At 73.0% G+C, this 16,296-nt stretch carries 14 protein-coding genes, 1 other RNA gene and 1 pseudogene; 11 read left to right on the top strand and 5 right to left on the bottom strand.

Annotated elements, in window-relative coordinates; translation table 11 throughout:
* Positions 1-67 precede the first annotated feature (67 nt).
* A complete protein-coding gene (locus H305_RS0113385) occupies positions 68-1,144 on the top strand; it encodes a Zn-dependent alcohol dehydrogenase (RefSeq protein WP_028800843.1) in 1,077 nt (358 codons plus the stop codon).
* Positions 1,145-1,168: 24 nt separating this feature from the next.
* The gene (locus tag H305_RS0113380; protein ID WP_028800842.1) at positions 1,169-2,107 is read left to right on the top strand and encodes a 3-oxoacyl-ACP reductase; all 939 of its coding nucleotides are present in this window, start codon (positions 1,169-1,171) and stop codon (positions 2,105-2,107) included.
* A 308-nt stretch (positions 2,108-2,415) separates the two neighbouring features.
* On the opposite strand, the gene H305_RS53965 is transcribed toward H305_RS0113380, so the two are convergent.
* Positions 2,416-2,580: a hypothetical protein gene (locus H305_RS53965; protein ID WP_199791393.1), complete on the bottom strand. Its 165-nt coding sequence runs from the start codon at positions 2,578-2,580 to the stop codon at positions 2,416-2,418.
* A 49-nt stretch (positions 2,581-2,629) separates the two neighbouring features.
* On the bottom strand, positions 2,630-3,817 hold the full coding sequence (locus tag H305_RS45695) for a hypothetical protein (protein ID WP_420708063.1): 1,188 nt from the start codon (positions 3,815-3,817) through the stop codon (positions 2,630-2,632).
* 1,354 nt (positions 3,818-5,171) lie between these two features.
* Here H305_RS45695 and H305_RS0113365 point away from each other — a divergent pair.
* Genes H305_RS0113365 through H305_RS0113355 form a run of 3 tightly spaced genes read left to right on the top strand, consistent with a single transcriptional unit; the run spans position 5,172 to position 8,164 of the window.
* Complete coding sequence (locus H305_RS0113365; RefSeq protein WP_028800841.1) at positions 5,172-6,023, top strand: Nif3-like dinuclear metal center hexameric protein; 852 nt, start codon at positions 5,172-5,174, stop codon at positions 6,021-6,023.
* A complete protein-coding gene (locus H305_RS0113360) occupies positions 6,020-6,763 on the top strand; it encodes a zinc ribbon domain-containing protein (RefSeq protein ID WP_037763822.1) in 744 nt (247 codons plus the stop codon). The genes H305_RS0113365 and H305_RS0113360 overlap by 4 nt, the downstream gene beginning before the upstream one ends.
* Positions 6,764-6,775: 12 nt before the next feature.
* Positions 6,776-8,164, top strand: coding sequence for a bifunctional RNase H/acid phosphatase (locus H305_RS0113355; protein ID WP_028800839.1), 1,389 nt, complete (start codon positions 6,776-6,778; stop codon positions 8,162-8,164).
* On the opposite strand, the gene H305_RS0113350 is transcribed toward H305_RS0113355, so the two are convergent.
* Complete coding sequence (locus tag H305_RS0113350; RefSeq protein ID WP_028800838.1) at positions 8,165-8,977, bottom strand: helix-turn-helix domain-containing protein; 813 nt, start codon at positions 8,975-8,977, stop codon at positions 8,165-8,167.
* A gap of 44 nt (positions 8,978-9,021) precedes the next feature.
* Here H305_RS0113350 and H305_RS54730 point away from each other — a divergent pair, with 44 nt between their 5' ends.
* Positions 9,022-9,519: a zinc-binding dehydrogenase gene (locus H305_RS54730; protein WP_324608094.1), complete on the top strand. Its 498-nt coding sequence runs from the start codon at positions 9,022-9,024 to the stop codon at positions 9,517-9,519.
* A gap of 142 nt (positions 9,520-9,661) precedes the next feature.
* On the opposite strand, the gene eda is transcribed toward H305_RS54730, so the two are convergent.
* Both eda and yaaA read right to left on the bottom strand, forming a co-directional pair.
* Positions 9,662-10,315: a bifunctional 4-hydroxy-2-oxoglutarate aldolase/2-dehydro-3-deoxy-phosphogluconate aldolase gene (gene eda / locus H305_RS0113340; RefSeq protein ID WP_028800836.1), complete on the bottom strand. Its 654-nt coding sequence runs from the start codon at positions 10,313-10,315 to the stop codon at positions 9,662-9,664.
* 287 nt (positions 10,316-10,602) lie between these two features.
* Positions 10,603-11,403: a peroxide stress protein YaaA gene (gene yaaA / locus H305_RS0113335; protein WP_028800835.1), complete on the bottom strand. Its 801-nt coding sequence runs from the start codon at positions 11,401-11,403 to the stop codon at positions 10,603-10,605.
* Between the two features lie 281 nt (positions 11,404-11,684).
* On the opposite strand from yaaA, the gene H305_RS0113330 reads away from it, so the two are divergent.
* From H305_RS0113330 to rnpB, 5 genes and pseudogenes are all read left to right on the top strand, one after another.
* Entirely contained in the window at positions 11,685-13,118 is a 1,434-nt protein-coding gene (locus H305_RS0113330; protein WP_028800834.1) for an RNB domain-containing ribonuclease, read from the top strand.
* Between the two features lie 128 nt (positions 13,119-13,246).
* Positions 13,247-13,825: a Uma2 family endonuclease gene (locus tag H305_RS0113325; protein ID WP_037763758.1), complete on the top strand. Its 579-nt coding sequence runs from the start codon at positions 13,247-13,249 to the stop codon at positions 13,823-13,825.
* 119 nt (positions 13,826-13,944) lie between these two features.
* Entirely contained in the window at positions 13,945-14,796 is an 852-nt protein-coding gene (locus tag H305_RS0113320; protein ID WP_028800832.1) for an AraC family transcriptional regulator, read from the top strand.
* Between the two features lie 25 nt (positions 14,797-14,821).
* A pseudogene (locus H305_RS56360) lies at positions 14,822-15,649 on the top strand (DMT family transporter); the annotation flags it as partial.
* A gap of 70 nt (positions 15,650-15,719) precedes the next feature.
* Positions 15,720-16,125, top strand: an RNA gene (rnpB, locus tag H305_RS49370) — RNase P RNA component class A.
* Positions 16,126-16,296 lie beyond the last annotated feature (171 nt).

Genomic DNA, 16,296 nt, shown 5'->3' with positions numbered 1-16,296 from the left:
GCACCCAGGACTCCATCACTTCAGTACGCCCGCACTTCCGAGGGGACCTTCCGAGGGGAGCCGCACCATGCGCGCAGCCGTACAGCAGGAGACAGGCCAGGACAAGCTCGAAGTGTTCGACGACGTCGAGGCGGTGGGCTTCGGGCCCGGCAAGGTCAGGATCCGGGTGCGCGCCACCGGGCTGTGCCACTCGGACCTGTCCGCGATGAACGGCGTACTGCCACAGCCCGCGCCCTTCGTCCCCGGTCACGAGGGCGCCGGAGAGATCACCGAGGTCGGCGACGGGGTGAGCCACCTCAAGCCCGGCGACCGGGTCGTCGTCTGCTGGCTGCCCGCCTGCGGCGTCTGTCCCGCCTGCAAGCGCGGGCAGACCGAACTGTGTCTGGCCGGATTCATGAACGCGGGCACCCCCAACTTCAAACGCCCCGGCGGCGACGTCTTCGGCTTCGCCGGCACCGGCACCTTCACCGAGGAGGTCGTCGTCGACGCGGGCTGCGCGGTGCCCATCCCCGACGACGTGCCCTACGACATCGCGGCCCTCATCGGCTGCGGCGTCACCACCGGACTCGGTGCCGCCCTCAACACCGCAGACCTGGAGGCCGGTTCGTCGGTCGCCGTCATCGGCTGCGGCGGCGTCGGCATCTCCGCGATCCAGGGCGCACGGCTCAAGGGCGCCGCCGAGATCGTCGCCGTCGACCCGGTCGCCTCGCGCCGCGAGGCCGCGCTGAGGTTCGGCGCCACGAAGGCCCTCTCACCCGACGAACTCGCCGACGCCAAACAGTCGGTGACGGGCGGCGAGGGCTTCGACTACGTCTTCGAGGTCGTCGGCAAGTCGGCCACGGCACGCACCGCGTACGACAACACCCGCCGCGGCGGGACCCTCGTGGTCGTCGGCGCCGGAGCCATGGACGACTTCCTCCAGCTCAACATGTTCGAGCTGTTCTTCGACGAGAAGCGCATCCTGCCCTCCATGTACGGCGGCGGGGACGTCCTTCGGTCCTACGAACGCACCATCGCCCTGTGGCGGGCCGGCCGCATCGACCTGGAGGGACTGATCACCCACCGGGTGCCGCTGGCCGGAATCAACGAGGCACTCGACCAGATGCGTACGGGCACCGCGCTGCGCACCTGCATCGAGATCTGACCCCCACAACCGCTAAGGACCCCGATGTCACTGCCACTTGAGGGGCTCACCGCGATCGTCACCGGCGCGGGACGCGGCCTCGGCCGGGCCGAGGCACTGGAACTGGCCCGGCTGGGCGCGGCCGTCGTCGTCAACGACTTCGGCCAGTCCGGGCGGGACGGGTCGGGCGCGTCCTCGGCCACGCCCGCCGAGGAGGTCGCCGCCGAGATCCGCGCCGCGGGCGGCCGGGCCGTCGCCCACACCGGAGACGTCGCCGACCACGAACAGGCCCGCCTGCTGGTGGAACTGGCGGTCACCGAGTTCGGGAAACTCGACGTCCTCGTCAACAACGCGGGCATCCTGCGCGACCGGATGGTCTTCTCGATGTCCGAGGACGAGTGGGACTCGGTCATCCGGGTGCACCTGAAGGGCCACTTCAACACCACCCGCTTCGCGTCCGCGCACTGGCGGGCGCGGTCCAAGGCGGCCGGCGGCCCCGTGTACGGGCGCATCGTGAACACCTCCTCGGAGGCCTTCCTCGCGGGCTCCGCCGGACAGCCCAACTACGCGGCGGCGAAGGGCGGGATCGTCGGCCTGACCACGTCGAGCGCCCTGGCGCTGGCCAAGTACGGCGTCACGGCGAACGTCATCTGCCCACGCGCCCGGACCCGGATGACCAAGGACGTCTTCGCGGGCTTCGCCGAGCCCGACGAGGGCCTCGACCCGCTCGCACCCGAGCATGTCGCCCCGCTCGTCGGCTATCTGGCCGCGCCCGCCGCCGGACATGTCAACGGGCAGCTCATCGTCGTGTACGGCGGCATGGTCGCGATCGTCGAACGCCCCCGTGTCGCCGCCAAGTTCGACACCAAGCAGGACGCCTTCAGCCACGACGAGCTCGACGCGCTGCTCACGCCGTACTACGCCGACCGGCCGACGGGCGAGACGTTCGCGGCCGTGGAGGTGCTGGGGCTCAAGCACGGCTGACGACCTTGCGGGGCGGCCCTGCTGTCCGGGCCGCCCCGGTCGCGGGCCGCCCGCGCCGGCCGTCCCGCAGCAGGACGCGCAATGCGTCGGTGAGCCCAGGGGGTGCAGGGTCTCGCGGTAGTACTTGCTGTCGTCGAGCCGGCCGTGGGTGGAGCCGCTCAGCAGGCTCACCCTGCCCGCGCGCCGGGCCGGCGCCCGCAGGTCGCCGACGTCGGCGCCGCCCGCACGTCGGGCCCCGGGGGAGCTCCGCACAGAACGGCCCCGCTCGCCGTCGGCGAGCGGGGCCGTGTGCCGGTCGAGACGTGCCGTCAGACCGACAGGTCCGTCTGATCGGACGGCTTGCGGTGGCGTCCCTGCGGGGTCGCCTCGTCGTCATGGCCGGAGACCGGACCGCGGTGCCTGCCGTGACCTTCGGCGCGGGCCGTGGCCTCGTCGGCGGTGACCTGCAGTTCCTTGATGCTGGTGTCGTTCATCTGAAGTGTTCACCCCGTATGCAAGATCCTTCTGTGCAGCCGGGGGATTCTAACCGGCCGTCACCACAGAGGTCTCGGCGGGTGACGGCACCGGAGTGACCGGGCGCACCACCCGGCCCTTCAGGGGCGCCTGCTGCAGGGGGACGGGACGGGCGGCGACGGGCGGGGCGGGGTCCTGAACGGCGCCCCGGTCAGGACCTCCTTCCCCTTCCGCCGCGGGTGCTCCCACCCGGGCCACGCCGCACCGCACCGCCCCCGTCGTGTACGGCAGTTGGAGCACCCCCTCCTTGGTCCACAGTCCCGTGCCCGCCAGCCATCCCGTCGGCGCGGGGAGTTGGTGGACATGGCGTTCGGCTGGGCGCCAGATGCCCAGCCAGGTGCCGGCCGGGCCGTCGATACGCAGGGCCACCGCACAGGTCTCGGGGGTGAGCACCTGGCCGGGCTGGATCGCGAACGGTGTGACGGTGTGTTCCGGAGCACGCAGGCAGTCCGGGAAGCGGACCGGGAGGGTGCTGCCGAGGACGCCCCAGCCGAGGCGGTCGTGGCCGGGAGAAGGCGCGTCGGAGCGGATGAGCAGGAGCCCGCTGTCGGCGTCCGCGAGGAGCAGGCGGTCGTTGCTGCGCTCGGTGATCTGAAGGAGCGGGGACATCTCGCCGCCGCGCTCCAGGTCGACGACCACCGTCTTGGTGCGGCCGTCCTGGAACCGGTCCAGGGCGAGCAGCCGGCCGGTGCGGTCCAGCCAGACGCCGCCCGAGCAGTGACCCGGCACCTCGGCGGCGCGCTCGGGGCCGAACGCGCCGCCCGCCACCAGCCACACCGTCGTGGAGCCGCGGCCGACGGCGAGGGCGTACGCGCGCTCCCCGCCCGGCGCGGGCGGCAGCAGCCGCAGCAGGGTGCCGCCGTCGGGGCATTCGACGGCACCGAGCGGCAGCTCGCCGGTGCCCGGTCCCGTCGGGTACAGCAGCGAGAAGGTGTGCCGACCGTCCACGACCCGGTGGATCAGCACCCGCCCGTCGGTCAGCGGCAGCACCTCCGTGCCGGGCTCCTCCGGCTGGTTGACCGGGAGCGACACGGCGTACGGCTCGGGCCCGTCCAGCGTCCAGCGCTCCGGGTACCAGGACGCGCCGTCGAGGGCGAGCCGCGCGGCGTACGTGCCGTCGGCGGCGATCACACACCCGGTTGCCGCGGTCCACGCTCCCTCGTCCACGCCCACCGCCTCCACGTCGCTCCCGACCACCCGGTCCCGGACCTGGTCACCTGCGTCCCCGGCCGTCCCGCGCCGGACCCGGCCACCCGTGTCCCCGGCCGACCTGTCCCGGACCTGGCCACGCGCGTCCCCGATCGACCTGGTCCAGCGTGGGCCGGCTGTCGCGATGTCGACGGCGGGGTCGGGTACGTTTCGCGGCGTGCTGTCCGCCGCGATGGCGTCGGCGGGGTTCGCCATGGTCCAGGTCGCGGTGTCCGTCTCGGCGTCGGTGGTGGGGTTCGCCATGGTCCAGGTCGCGGTGTCCGTCTCGGCGTGGGCGGTGGGTTTCGTCCGGGTCCGGTTCGCGGTGTCCGTCTGGACGCCGGCGGTCGGGGCGGGCACGGTCCAGCTCGTACCGGCTGTCGCGACCTCGAGGGCGGGGCCGGCCGGGATCCCGGGTGAGCTCTCCCTCGCGATCCGTACGGCGCGGTCGAGCGCGCTCCCCGTCGTGTCATCTGCGGAGGGGGCCGTCGTGCTCACCGTGCCGGGGCTCACGTAGTGGTTCACCGGGACCCAGGTCGTGCTCCGCGTCCCGAAGCCCACGGTGAGTTCGGGAGTGCTCTTCGGCCTGCGCCCCGCGGCGCCGCCCGCGGCGTGGTCCGCCGCAACCCCCGTCGTGCTGCCGCGCACGTCACCCGCGGCGCGGTCGGACGCGTTCCCCTCCGCTCTGCAGGAGACGGGGGCCGCCGCGATCCAGGCTGTACGCCAGGCCGCGCTCTCCGCCGCGAGGACCGCGGCGGGCTCGACCGCGGGGCCCGGCGCGTACCCCGCCGTGGCGTTCACGGCGCGGTCCGGGGCGACCCCCGGTGCGCTGTGGGGCGGGAGGCCCGCGGTGGGCTCCGGCGCGGTGCCCGGTGCGCTCCCCGCCGGGCGGTCCGTCGCGGGCGGCGGTGCCGCGGGCGCCGACGCCGCGGTCTCCGCCGGCACCCCCGCGGAGCGGTCCGGCGCGAACTCCGCCGCCCCCGTCGGGTGATCCGCCGCGAGCGGTGTCGTCGCGTGGTCCGGTACGAGCCCCGCGGGGTCCTCCGGCACGAGCCTCGACGCGTTCTCCGCCCCGGGCTCCGTCGCACAGACCGTCATCGTTCGGTCACCTCCGGCGACGAAGCTAGTTTTCGCACGCACAGACGTGGGATCGACGAGCTGCCGCTTCACACATAAGGGTGGCCATGTCGGGATTCGCCTGAGGAAACGGGGGCGGGTGTGCTGAACGGTGGTCAGGAGACGGGCCGGACCGCGTGCGCCGGGGCCCGCCCGCCGCCTGCGCCGGGGCCCGCCCGCCGCCGGGCCCCTGGCCGAGTGGCCCGCGGCAGGCCGGGCACGGACACGGGGCAGGTAGCCTTTCCCCGTGCCCCGTCTGTCTGAAGTCATCGCCGCGCTCGACGCCCTCTGGCCCCCCGAGAGGGCCGAGGGATGGGACGCGGTCGGCACCGTCTGCGGCGACCCCGACCAGGAGGTCACGCGCGTCCTGTTCGCCGTCGACCCGATCCAGGACATCGTCGACGAGGCGGTGAAGCTGGGCGCCGACCTGCTCGTCACCCACCACCCGCTCTACCTCCGCGGTACGACGACCGTCGCGGCCGGCACCTTCAAGGGCCGGGTCGTCCACACCCTGATCAAGAACGACGTCGCGCTGCACGTGGCCCACACCAACGCGGACCGCGCCGACCCCGGGGTCTCGGACGCCCTCGCCGGCGCGCTGGACCTGCGGGTCGTGCGGCCCCTCGTGCCGGACCCCGCCGACCCGGAGGGCCGCCGCGGCCTGGGCCGCGTCTGCGAGCTGGACCATCCGCTGACCGTCCACGAACTCGCCGCGCGCGTCGCCGAGCGGCTGCCCGCCACCGCGCAGGGCATCCGCGTCGCCGGTGACCCCGAGGCACTCGTACGGACCGTCGCGGTCAGTGGCGGCTCGGGCGACGGCCTCTTCGACGACGTGCGCGCCGCCGGCGTGGACGCCTTCCTCACCGCGGACCTGCGCCACCACCCGGCGTCCGAGGCCCGCGCCCACAGTCCTCTCGCGCTGCTCGACGCGGCGCACTGGGCCACCGAGTGGCCCTGGTGCGAGCTGGCCGCCGCCCAGCTCGACGAGATCTCCGACCGGCACGGATGGGGACTTCGCGTCCACGTCTCCAAGACGGTCACCGACCCCTGGACCGCCCACGCGGCCTCTCACACCGACACATCAGGAGCCCCCAACTGAACGCCGCGCCCGCCGACCAGATCCGACTTCTCGACGTCCAGTCCCTCGACGTACGCCTGCAGCAGCTCGCGCACAAGCGGAGGTCGCTGCCCGAGCACGCCGAGATCGACTCGTTGAACAAGGACCTCACGCAGCTGCGCGACCTGCTCGTCGCCGCGCAGACCGAGGAGAGCGACTGCGCCCGCGAGCAGACCAAGGCCGAGCAGGACGTCGACCAGGTGCGCCAGCGCGCGGCCCGCGACCAGCAGCGCCTCGACTCGGGTGCCGTCACCTCCCCGAAGGACCTGGAGAACCTCCAGCACGAGATCACCTCCCTCGCCAAGCGCCAGGGAGACCTCGAGGACGTCGTCCTGGAGGTCATGGAGCGCCGTGAGTCCGCCCAGGAGCGGGTGGGCGAGCTGACCGGCCGCGTCTCCTCCGTGCAGCAGAAGATCGACGACGCGACCGCCCGCCGGGACGCGGCCTTCGAGCAGCTCGACGGCGAGTCGGCCTCGGCGACCAAGGAGCGCGAGGTCATCGCGGGCACCATCCCCGCCGACCTGCTGAAGCTCTACGACAAGCTGCGCGAGCAGCAGGGCGGCATCGGCGCCGCGCGGCTCTACCAGCGTCGCTGCGAGGGCTGCCGCCTGGAGCTCAACATCACCGAGGTCAACGAGGTGAAGGCGGCCTCCCCGGACACCGTGCTGCGCTGCGAGAACTGCCGCCGCATCCTGGTGCGCACCTCCGAGTCCGGCCTGTAAGGGGCCTGACGCGTGCGGGAGTTCATCGTCGAGGCCGACGGAGGTTCCCGGGGCAACCCGGGGCCCGCGGGCTACGGCTCCGTGGTCGCCGACGCGGCCACGGGCCAGACCCTGGTTGAGCGCGCCGAGTACATCGGTATCGCCACCAACAACGTGGCCGAGTACAAGGGTCTGGTGGCGGGCCTGCGCGCGGCCCGCGAGCTGGACCCGACGGCCTCGGTCCGGGTTCGCATGGACTCCAAACTGGTCGTCGAGCAGATGTCGGGGCGCTGGAAGATCAAGCACCCGGACATGAAGCCGCTGGCCGCCGAGGCGGCGCGGATCTTCCCGGCGTCGCAGGTGACGTACGAGTGGATCCCCCGGGAGCGCAACAAGCACGCGGACCGGCTGGCCAACGAGGCGATGGACGCGGGCAGGCGCGGGGAGCAGTGGTCGCCGTCCGCGTCGACGGCGGAGCTGGACGCGCGCGCGGCCCGGTCCGCGGCGCCCGAGCCCACAGGCCCGCCCGGGGACGCGGCGGCGGGTGCGGCGAAGGCACGGGCGGCACTGGCGGGGACCCGCGGCGGCCTGGCGCCTGCGGAGGCGCCGGGCTCCGGAGCGCCACGTCAGGGGCGCGGGGAACTGCGCGACCGGTCACAGACGGCCCCCAGCACGACGACCCCCGGCGGCGGAGTCGCACAGGCCGGCGCCGATGTCCGGGCCGCGCGGAACGCGGCGACGGCGGCGAGTGAGACGACCACGGCGCCGACCGTCGGCTGGGGCGCACCCCCCGACCTGGGCGCCCCCGCCACCTTTGTACTCCTGCGCCACGGCGAGACCCTCCTGACCCCGCAGAAGCGGTTCTCGGGCAGCGGCGGCACCGACCCGTCGCTGTCGGACGTGGGCCGGGAACAGGCCGAGCGGGTCGCCGCGGCGCTGGCCGCGCGCGGCACGGTTCAGGCGATCGTGGCGTCGCCGCTCACCCGGACCCGGGAGACCGCGGCGGTCGTCGCCGCCCGCCTCGGGCTCGACGTGGTCATCGAGGACGGGCTCCGCGAGACGGACTTCGGCGCCTGGGAGGGGCTGACGTTCGGCGAGGTGCGGGAGCGCTACCCGGACGACCTGAACGCCTGGCTGGCCTCGCCGAAGGCCGAACCGACCGGCGGCGGCGAGAGCTTCGCGGCGACGGCTCGCCGCATGGCCGCCACCCGCGACAAGCTGATCGCCTCCTACGCGGGCCGCACCGTCCTGCTCGTCTCGCACGTCACCCCGATCAAGACCCTCGTACGCCTGGCCCTCGGTGCCCCGCCGGAGTCCCTGTTCCGTATGGAACTGTCCGCGGCCTCGCTCTCTGCGGTGGCGTACTACGCGGACGGCAACGCGAGTGTCCGGCTGTTCAACGACACGTCTCACCTGCGCTGATCACGTGTGCTGCCCGGCACGCTCGGCCGCGCGCTCGCGCAGGATCCCGGCGGTCTCCCGGTCCGCCGGGAGAAACGCCTCCAGGTGGAGTTCGGCGAGGGTGACGTCCACCGCCGTCGCGAACGACGTCAGCGTGGTGAGCAGTCTCAACTCGCCCTCCGGACAGCGCAGTCGTAGCGGCACGGCGAAGCCGAGGTAGTCCGCGCCGGGCGTGCTCGCCGGTACGTACTCCGCGAGCTCCTCGGCCAGCGCGTCGAGCTGGGGATCGGGGCTGCGTACGGCCCGGGCCCGCAGGTTCTCCACGATGTGCTGTCCCCACGCGTCCAGGTTCACCACCCGTGACGCCATCCCGCGCGGATGCAGCGCGAGCCGCAGTACGTTGACGGGCGGTGCGAGCAGTTCCGGGGCGACGCCCTCGGTGAGGACGTCGAACGCCTCGTTGGCCGCGACGAGTTCCCCCCGTGGCCCCGCCACCACGGCCGGATAGGGCAGATGCCCTTCGAGAATGCTGTCCAGAGCCTCCCGTACGGGCTTCAGCGTGACCGCGTCGAGCGGAGACTCGGCGAACGCGGGCGCGTAACCGGCGGCCAAAAGCAGCGAGTTGCGCTCCCGCAGCGTCAGCTCCAGCGACTCGGCGAGCCTGATCACGATCTCTCTGCCGGGCACCGAACGCCCACGCTCGATGAAGCTGACGTACCGCTGCGTCGTCCCCGCCCGCGAGGCGAGCTCCAGCTGACTGACCCGGCGCGCGGTACGCCAGCGCAACAGCTCCCGGGCGAAGGGAGGAGGCTCGGTGGAGGTGCTGGTGGTCATGGGTCAGTTGTACGTCACGGGTACGACATCGCGGTCTTTGCGACGTGGCCCACGCCAGGACGACGGCCGTCTCTGCGGTGCGGCGCGACGACGCCGAGCGCCGCGAAGGCCGACCGTCTCAAGGAGCTCGGCGCGGCCACGTCGTCAACTACGCGGAGAACCCCGAATGGGGGTTGACGGTGCGAGAGTTGACCGGAGGTCGCGGTGCGGACCTCGTCGTCGAGATCAACGGCCCCGACACCATCGAGCAGTCGATGCGCGCCGCCGCGCTCTACGGCCAGATCGTGCTCCTGATCACCGGCAACCCGCGCAGGCCGGGCATCGAGATCTCCAACGCGGCGTACGCGGCGAGTCTGGCGACGATCCGCCGGGTGTTCGTCGGCAGCCGGGATCACTTCGAGTCCATGAACCGGGCGTTGACGCTGCACGGGACGCGCCCGGTCATCGACCGCGTCTACGGCTTCGACGAGGTCCACGAGGCCTTCCGCCACTACGAGAGCGGGGCGGCCTTCGGCAAGCTCGTCATCCCAGTGGTGGCCTGAGCGGTGGTCACCCGGGTGGCGGCTGAGCGGTCGTCGTCCGGGCGACCGCCTTCGGCAAGGCTGCCGCACGAGTGGCGGCCTCCGCAGTCATCATCCGAGTCGCGAAGGCTCGATCGTCATCCGAGTGGTGACGGCGCGGTCGTCATCCGAGGGGCGGCCTGAGCGCCACGGCCTCCCGCGCCAGGGCCTCGATCCGGCCCCAGTCCCGTCCCGCGACCACGTCCTGCGGGAGCATCCAACTGCCGCCCACACAGCCGACGTTGGGAAGCGCCAGGTACTCCGGTGCGGAGGCCAAACCGATGCCGCCCGTCGGGCAGAACCGCGCCTGCGGCAGCGGGCCCGCCAGCGACTTGAGATACGCCGTCCCGCCCGCCGCCTGCGCCGGGAAGAACTTCATCTCGCGCACGCCCCGCTCCAGCAGCGCCACGACCTCCGACGTCGTGGACACCCCCGGCAGGAACGAGACCCCGGACGCCTGCATGGCGTCGAGCAGTCCGTCCGTCCAGCCCGGGCTGACCAGGAAGCGTGCGCCCGCCGCCACCGAGTCGGCCACCTGCTTCGGTGACAGGACCGTGCCCGCGCCGACCACCGCGCCCGGGACCTGGGCCGCGATCGCCCGGATCGCGTTCAGCGCGACCGGTGTCCGCAGCGTCACCTCGATCGCGGGCAGCCCGCCCGCGACCAGCGCCCGCGCCAGGGGTACGGCGTCGGCGGCGTCCGTGACCACGACGACGGGGATCACGGGGGCGAGATCCAGTACGGAGGCAGGCGAAGACGAGGGCAACGGCGAATTCATACGCCTCATCCTGCCGGGGGTATGCAACATACGCAAAGGCCGTTGCATATGTTGCAATGAATCCCGGGTGACCCGTGCCGACGGGGCGCCACGCCTCGACCGAGCGGCGCTCGCGGAGCGGACCGCGACGTCGGTCCCCAGGCCGAGGCGCGCTCGCGGCCCGCGTCGCGACCTGGGGCGTGTCGCCCCCGCGGACCCGGCCGCAACCCCTGCCGGGCCGCGCGCGGTCCGTAACGCCGCGCTCACGTTTCGTAACGCCGCGCTCGCGACCCGCAAGGGGAAGTACGTCAGTGGATCTCCGTCACCACCACGTCCAGTGCCCACGGCCTGCCCGCCCTGCCGGGAGCCTCTGCCTCCACCGCGTACCCGAGGTCCCGCAGCGCCTGCACCAGCTCCGCCGGGCCCTTCGGCGCCGCGCCCGCGCTGAGCAGGCTGCGTACGATCTTGCCCTTGGTCGCCTTGTTGAAGTGGCTGACGACGGAACGCTTCTCGACCCCGTTCACCAGCTGGGAGTGCAGCACCCGCACCGTCGCCGTTCGCCCCGCGAGCTCGCCCTTGGGCTTCCACGCCGACGCGTAGGCCGAGGACCGCAGGTCCAGCACGAGCCCGTCGCCGGCCGCCTCGGGCAGTGCGCTGGCCATCGGTGTACGCCAGTGCGTGCCCAGCGCCCCGAGCCCGGGCAGCTTGACGCCCATCGAGCAGCGGTACGAGGGGATCCGGTCGGTCACCCGGACCGCGCCCCACAGCCCCGAGAACACGAGCAGCGAACGCGCCGCCCGCCGCTTCGCCGCCGTGTCCAGGGAGGCCAGGTCCAGGGAGTCGTACAGGACGCCCGTGTAGATCTCCCCGGCCGGACGCGCGCCCGCCGTCCGCAGGCCCACGTTCTTCGCGACTTCGCCACGCAGGCCCTCGCTGAGTCCGAGCACCTCACGGGCCTTCTCCTCGTCGGCCGCGCACAGCTCGACCAGTTCGTCGAGAACCGCCTGGCGCGCCTCGGTGAGTCCCGGCAGGGACAGCGAGTCCAGCTTCAGCGCGGTTCCCCGGCCGGAGGGCGCCTTGCCTTCGGAGGGCGGCAGCAGCACGAGCACGGTGTGGTTCTCCTAACGGCAGTGTGGCCCGGCGCCAGCCTAAGCGCTCGGGGTGTCGGGTGAATTAGCGGTGCTGGGTGGCCTGGGGTGCCTTGCGGACTCGGGGTGCCTTGCGGACTTGGGGTGCCGGGCGAACTCGGGGGCCGAGTGGACTCGGAGTGCCTTGCGACTCGGAGTGCCTTGCGACTCGGAGTGCCTTGCGGACTCGGGACACCGGACGAACCCGGGCGGCCGGGTGCACTCGGGGTGCCGGGTGAAGGAGCGCGTCCTACGCTCGCCGTATGCCTCGCCGCCACATCCGTGTCACCGGTGCACCGGAGGCTCCGCTGCGAGCCGCCCTCCGCGCGTTGCGGACCGATCTGGGGGTGTCGGAGAGCTTCCCGCCCGACGTCCTCGCCGAGGCCGCGCGGCCACCCCGTCTGCCCACCTACGACGCGACGGGCATCCCCCTCTTCACCATCGACCCCCGGACGTCCACCGACCTCGACCAGGCGATGCACCTCGAGCGACGCAAGAAGGGCGGCTACCGCGTCCGGTACGCCATCGCCGACGTCGCCGCCTTCGTCGCACCGGGCGGCGCCCTGGACGCCGAGGCCCACCGACGCGTCATGACCCTCTATTTCCCGGACGAGAAGGTCCCGCTGCACCCGCCTCAGCTCTCCGAAGGGGTCGGCAGTCTGCTCCCGGACGAGACCCGCCCGGCCGTGCTGTGGACGCTCGACCTCGACTCGGACGGCCGTACGGAGGCGACCGACGTACGCCGTGCCCTCGTACGCAGCCGCGCCAAGCTCGACTACACGCAGGTGCAGAAGCAGATCGGGGAGGGGAAGGCCGAGGAGCCGTTGGCCCTCCTCAGGGACATCGGGGAGGCCCGTGAGCGACTGGAGGTCGAGCGCGGCGGCATCTCGCTGAGCGTCCCCGAGCAGGAAATCCGCGACGAGGACGGGACGTACGAACTCGTCTACCGGGCCCCGCTCGCCGCCGAGGGCTGGAACGCGCAGCTCTCCCTGCTCACCGGGATGGCGGCGGCCGAGCTGATGCTCTCGCACGGCACGGGCGTCCTGCGTACGCTGCCCGCCGCCCCGGACGGTGCGGTGGGCCGTCTGCGCCGTACGGCCAAGGCCCTCCGCATCGACTGGCCGCACCATGTCTCGTACGCGGAGCTCATCCGCGCCCTCGACCCGCACTGGCCGCACCACGCGGCCTTCCTCCAGGAGTGCACGACGCTGCTGCGCGGCGCGGGCTACACGGTGTTCCGGGACGGCGTCCTTCCCGAGGTCACCCTGCACGCCGCCGTGGCCGCGCCCTACGCCCATTGCACGGCCCCCCTGCGCCGCCTCGCCGACCGCTACGCCTCGGAGCTCTGCCTCGCGGCGGCCGCGGATCAGCCGCCCCCCGAATGGGTTCTCGCGGCCCTCGACGACCTCCCCGGGCAGATGGCCGACGGCGCCAGGCGCGCGGCCACCGTCGAGCGCGAGTGCGTGGACATCGTGGAGGCCGCGCTGCTCAAGGACCGGGTGGGCGACATCTTCGAGGGCTGCGTGGTCGACGTGCAGGAGGACGAACCCACCGTCGGAACCGTGCAGTTGGAGTCCCCGGCGGTCTTCGCCCGGATCGCGGGCGGCACGGCCCGGCTGCCGCTGGGGGAGCGGCTGCGGGTGCGGCTCACCCAGGCGGACCCGGGCGCGGCGAAGGTGCTCTTCGCGCCCGCGTGAGTGCCCGGCGGGCCAACCCTGACGGCGCCCTTGATCGTGTGCCACGATCGAGGGAACAGTTCCCGATCTCATGGACGGGTGATCCCCCGATGTCCCAGTCTGGCGATCGACCGAAGGAGGGGCGTGACATGACTGCCATGGCACACGAGCCGCTCACGCAGGCGGAGGTCCTGCTGGAGGGCTTTCTCGCCCTGGACACCCCGGAGGGTTTCCGGGCGGAACTGATCGAGGGGGAGATCGTCGTGACGCCGCCGCCGGACGGGGACCACGAGGACTACATCAATCTGATCGTGAAGCAGGTGATCAGACGGTCCCGGACGGACATGGACGTCTCCGGAAACAAGGGACTGAAGTTGAAGAGCGGGGGTGCCTGCCCGAAGAACCACGCGATCCCGGACGCGACCTTCGCACCCGCGCACCTGCGCCTCTTCCGTGGCGCCGACGCCTGGATGCCCTGCGAGGGCGTCGCCATGGTCGTCGAAGTCACGTCCACCAAACCAGAGGCCGACCGAGAGGCCAAACGCCGCTGCTACGCGCGCGGCGGCATCCCGCTCTATCTGCTCATCGACCGCGACGCCTCCGCACTGACGCTCTTCAGTGACCCCGAGAAGGATGACTACCGGCAGCTCTGCACGCTCCCCTTCGGCAAGGCACTCGCCCTCCCGGAGCCGTTCGCCTTCGAACTGGACACGTCGGACTTCCTCTGACCGCCCGCGCGGTCTTGCGCGCAGCCGCCCGCCCCCCTTCGCCCACGCCGCGATCCGGACACCCGCCCGCGGCATGGAAACGGGTCCTCCAGGCGTTGCACCCGCCAGGGAGGTGCGCGGTGGGCGGACGTGAACAGGCGTTGTGGACCAGGGCACGGCTGGGGCGCTGCGGGCCGCCGCTCGACCTCCTGACCGCCCGGTTCGACCGGCACGTCTACGCCCCGCACGCCCACGAGGAGTTCACCATCGGCGTCTGCGTCGGCGGGTCCGAGATCATCGACTACCGCGGCGGCCACATCCGCACCGGGCCCGGCTCCATCGTCGTCCTGGCCCCCGGCGAGATGCACACCGGCGGCCCCGGCAACGCCACCGACGGCTACGCCTACCGCGCCCTGTACGCCGAGCCCTCCCTGCTCGCCGACGGCACCCTCGGCGGCCCCCCGCACTTCCGCGAGCCGCTCCTCGACGACCCCGAACTGGCCGCCGCGCTCCGCGCCGCCCACACCGAACTCAGCGCCTGCCCCGATCCCCTGGAAGCCGAGTCCGTCCTCCCCTGGCTGCTCACGGGACTCGCCCGCCGCCACTCCACGGCCCGCGCGGCATGCGACACGGTCTCCGGGGCGGCCCACATAGCCCGCGCGGTACGGGACCGCCTGGCCGACGAACTCCAGGAACCCCCCTCGCTCGCCGCGCTCGCCGCCGACCTGGGCCTGTCCCGCTACCAACTGCTGCGCGCCTTCCGCACGGCCACGGGGATACCGCCGTACGCCTGGCTGGCCCAGTACCGGGTGAACCGTGCCCGCGGGCTGCTGGACTCCGGTCTGCGCCCCGCCGAGGTCGCCCCCCTCGTGGGCTTCGCCGACCAGGCGCACCTGACCCGCTGGTTCCGGCGGGTGCTCGGCGTGACGCCTGCGGCGTACCGGGCGAGCGTGGCGGCGACGGCGTACCGCAACAGCGTTCAAGACTCCTGAGGGCCGGGCGGCCGACACTGCCCGCATGACTGCACGCGGCTGGTTTCTCTTCTCCCTCATGGGAGTGGTCTGGGGCATCCCCTACCTGATGATCAAGGTGGCGGTGGACGCCGTGTCCCCGTCCGCGGTGGTGTTCACGCGCTGTGCGCTCGGCGCCGCGCTGCTGCTCCCCTTCGCGATACGCCAGGGCGGCCTGGCCCGCAACGTCCGCACCCACTGGCGCCCCATGCTGGCGTTCGCGTGCATCGAGATCATCGGCCCCTGGTGGACCCTGACCGACGCCGAACGCCATCTGTCGAGCTCCACGGCGGGCCTGCTGATCGCGGGCGTCCCCATCGTCGGTGTGCTCGCCGCCCGCCTCCTCGGCGACACGGAACGGCTCGGCGCCCGCCGCGTCACGGGCCTCGCCCTCGGGATGTCCGGCGTCGCGGTCCTCACCGTCCCGCACCTGACCGGCGGCGACGCCCGTTCCCTGGCCGAGGTGCTGCTCACGGTCGTCGGCTACGCGACGGCACCGGTGATCGCGGCCCGCCATCTGAAGGACGTGCCCTCGCTCCACCTCACGGCGCCCTGCCTGGCCCTGGCGGCGCTGGTCTACGCCCCCGCCGCGGCCGCCACCCGGCCGGAGACGGTCCCGTCCGGGCAGGTCCTGGCCGCCCTCGCCGGCCTGGGCGTCATCTGCACGGCGGTCGCCTTCGTCGCCTTCCTGGAACTCATCAAGGAGGCGGGCCCGACGAGAGCGACGGTGATCACGTACGTCAACCCGGCGGTCGCGGTGGCGGCCGGCGCCGTCTTCCTCGACGAAAGCCTTACCCCCGGCGTCCTCGCGGCCTTCGCCCTCATCCTGGCGGGCTCGGTCCTGGCGACGGCGACGGCCGGACCGAGGCGCGCCGCACGCCCGGTACCATGGTCGATACGGCAGACGAGCCGGGCGGACGGCCGCGTGGAGGTTCTTGTGGACCTTCCCGAGGAACGTCCGGGCTCCACAGGGCAGGGTGGTGGCTAACGGCCACCCGGGGTGACTCGCGGGACAGTGCCACAGAAAGCAGACCGCCGGGAACTCTGGTTCCCGGTAAGGGTGAAACGGTGGTGTAAGAGACCACCAGCGCCTGAGGCGACTCAGGCGGCTAGGTAAACCCCACCCGGAGCAAGGTCAAGAGGAGCCGCTGTAAAAGGCGTCTCTGCGCGGACGTTCGAGGGCTGCCCGCCCGAGTCCGCGGGTAGACCGCACGAGGCCGACGGCAACGTCGGTCCTAGATGGATGGCCGTCTCCCCGGCCGCCGCGAGGCGACCGGGTGACAGAACCCGGCGTACAGCCCGACTCGTCTGCCACTCTGGGCTATGGCCTGGCCTTGCCGGACGGCGGCCACGACTCAGTGCCCCACCGGGCAGTCAGTGCGTCGACGATGAGCAGACCGCGACCTGTCTCGTCGGTGGGACTGGCCGTAAGCCGAGCCATGGGGCGACGGTCGCCTCGCGGATCGGTAACTTCGATACGGA

This window comes from Streptomyces sp. 142MFCol3.1 (assembly GCF_000424945.1).
In the GTDB taxonomy this organism is placed as follows: Bacteria; Actinomycetota; Actinomycetes; order Streptomycetales; family Streptomycetaceae; genus Streptomyces; species Streptomyces siamensis.
Note: the sequence above shows the minus strand (reverse complement) of the source record. Positions and strands in the feature narration are given on the sequence as shown.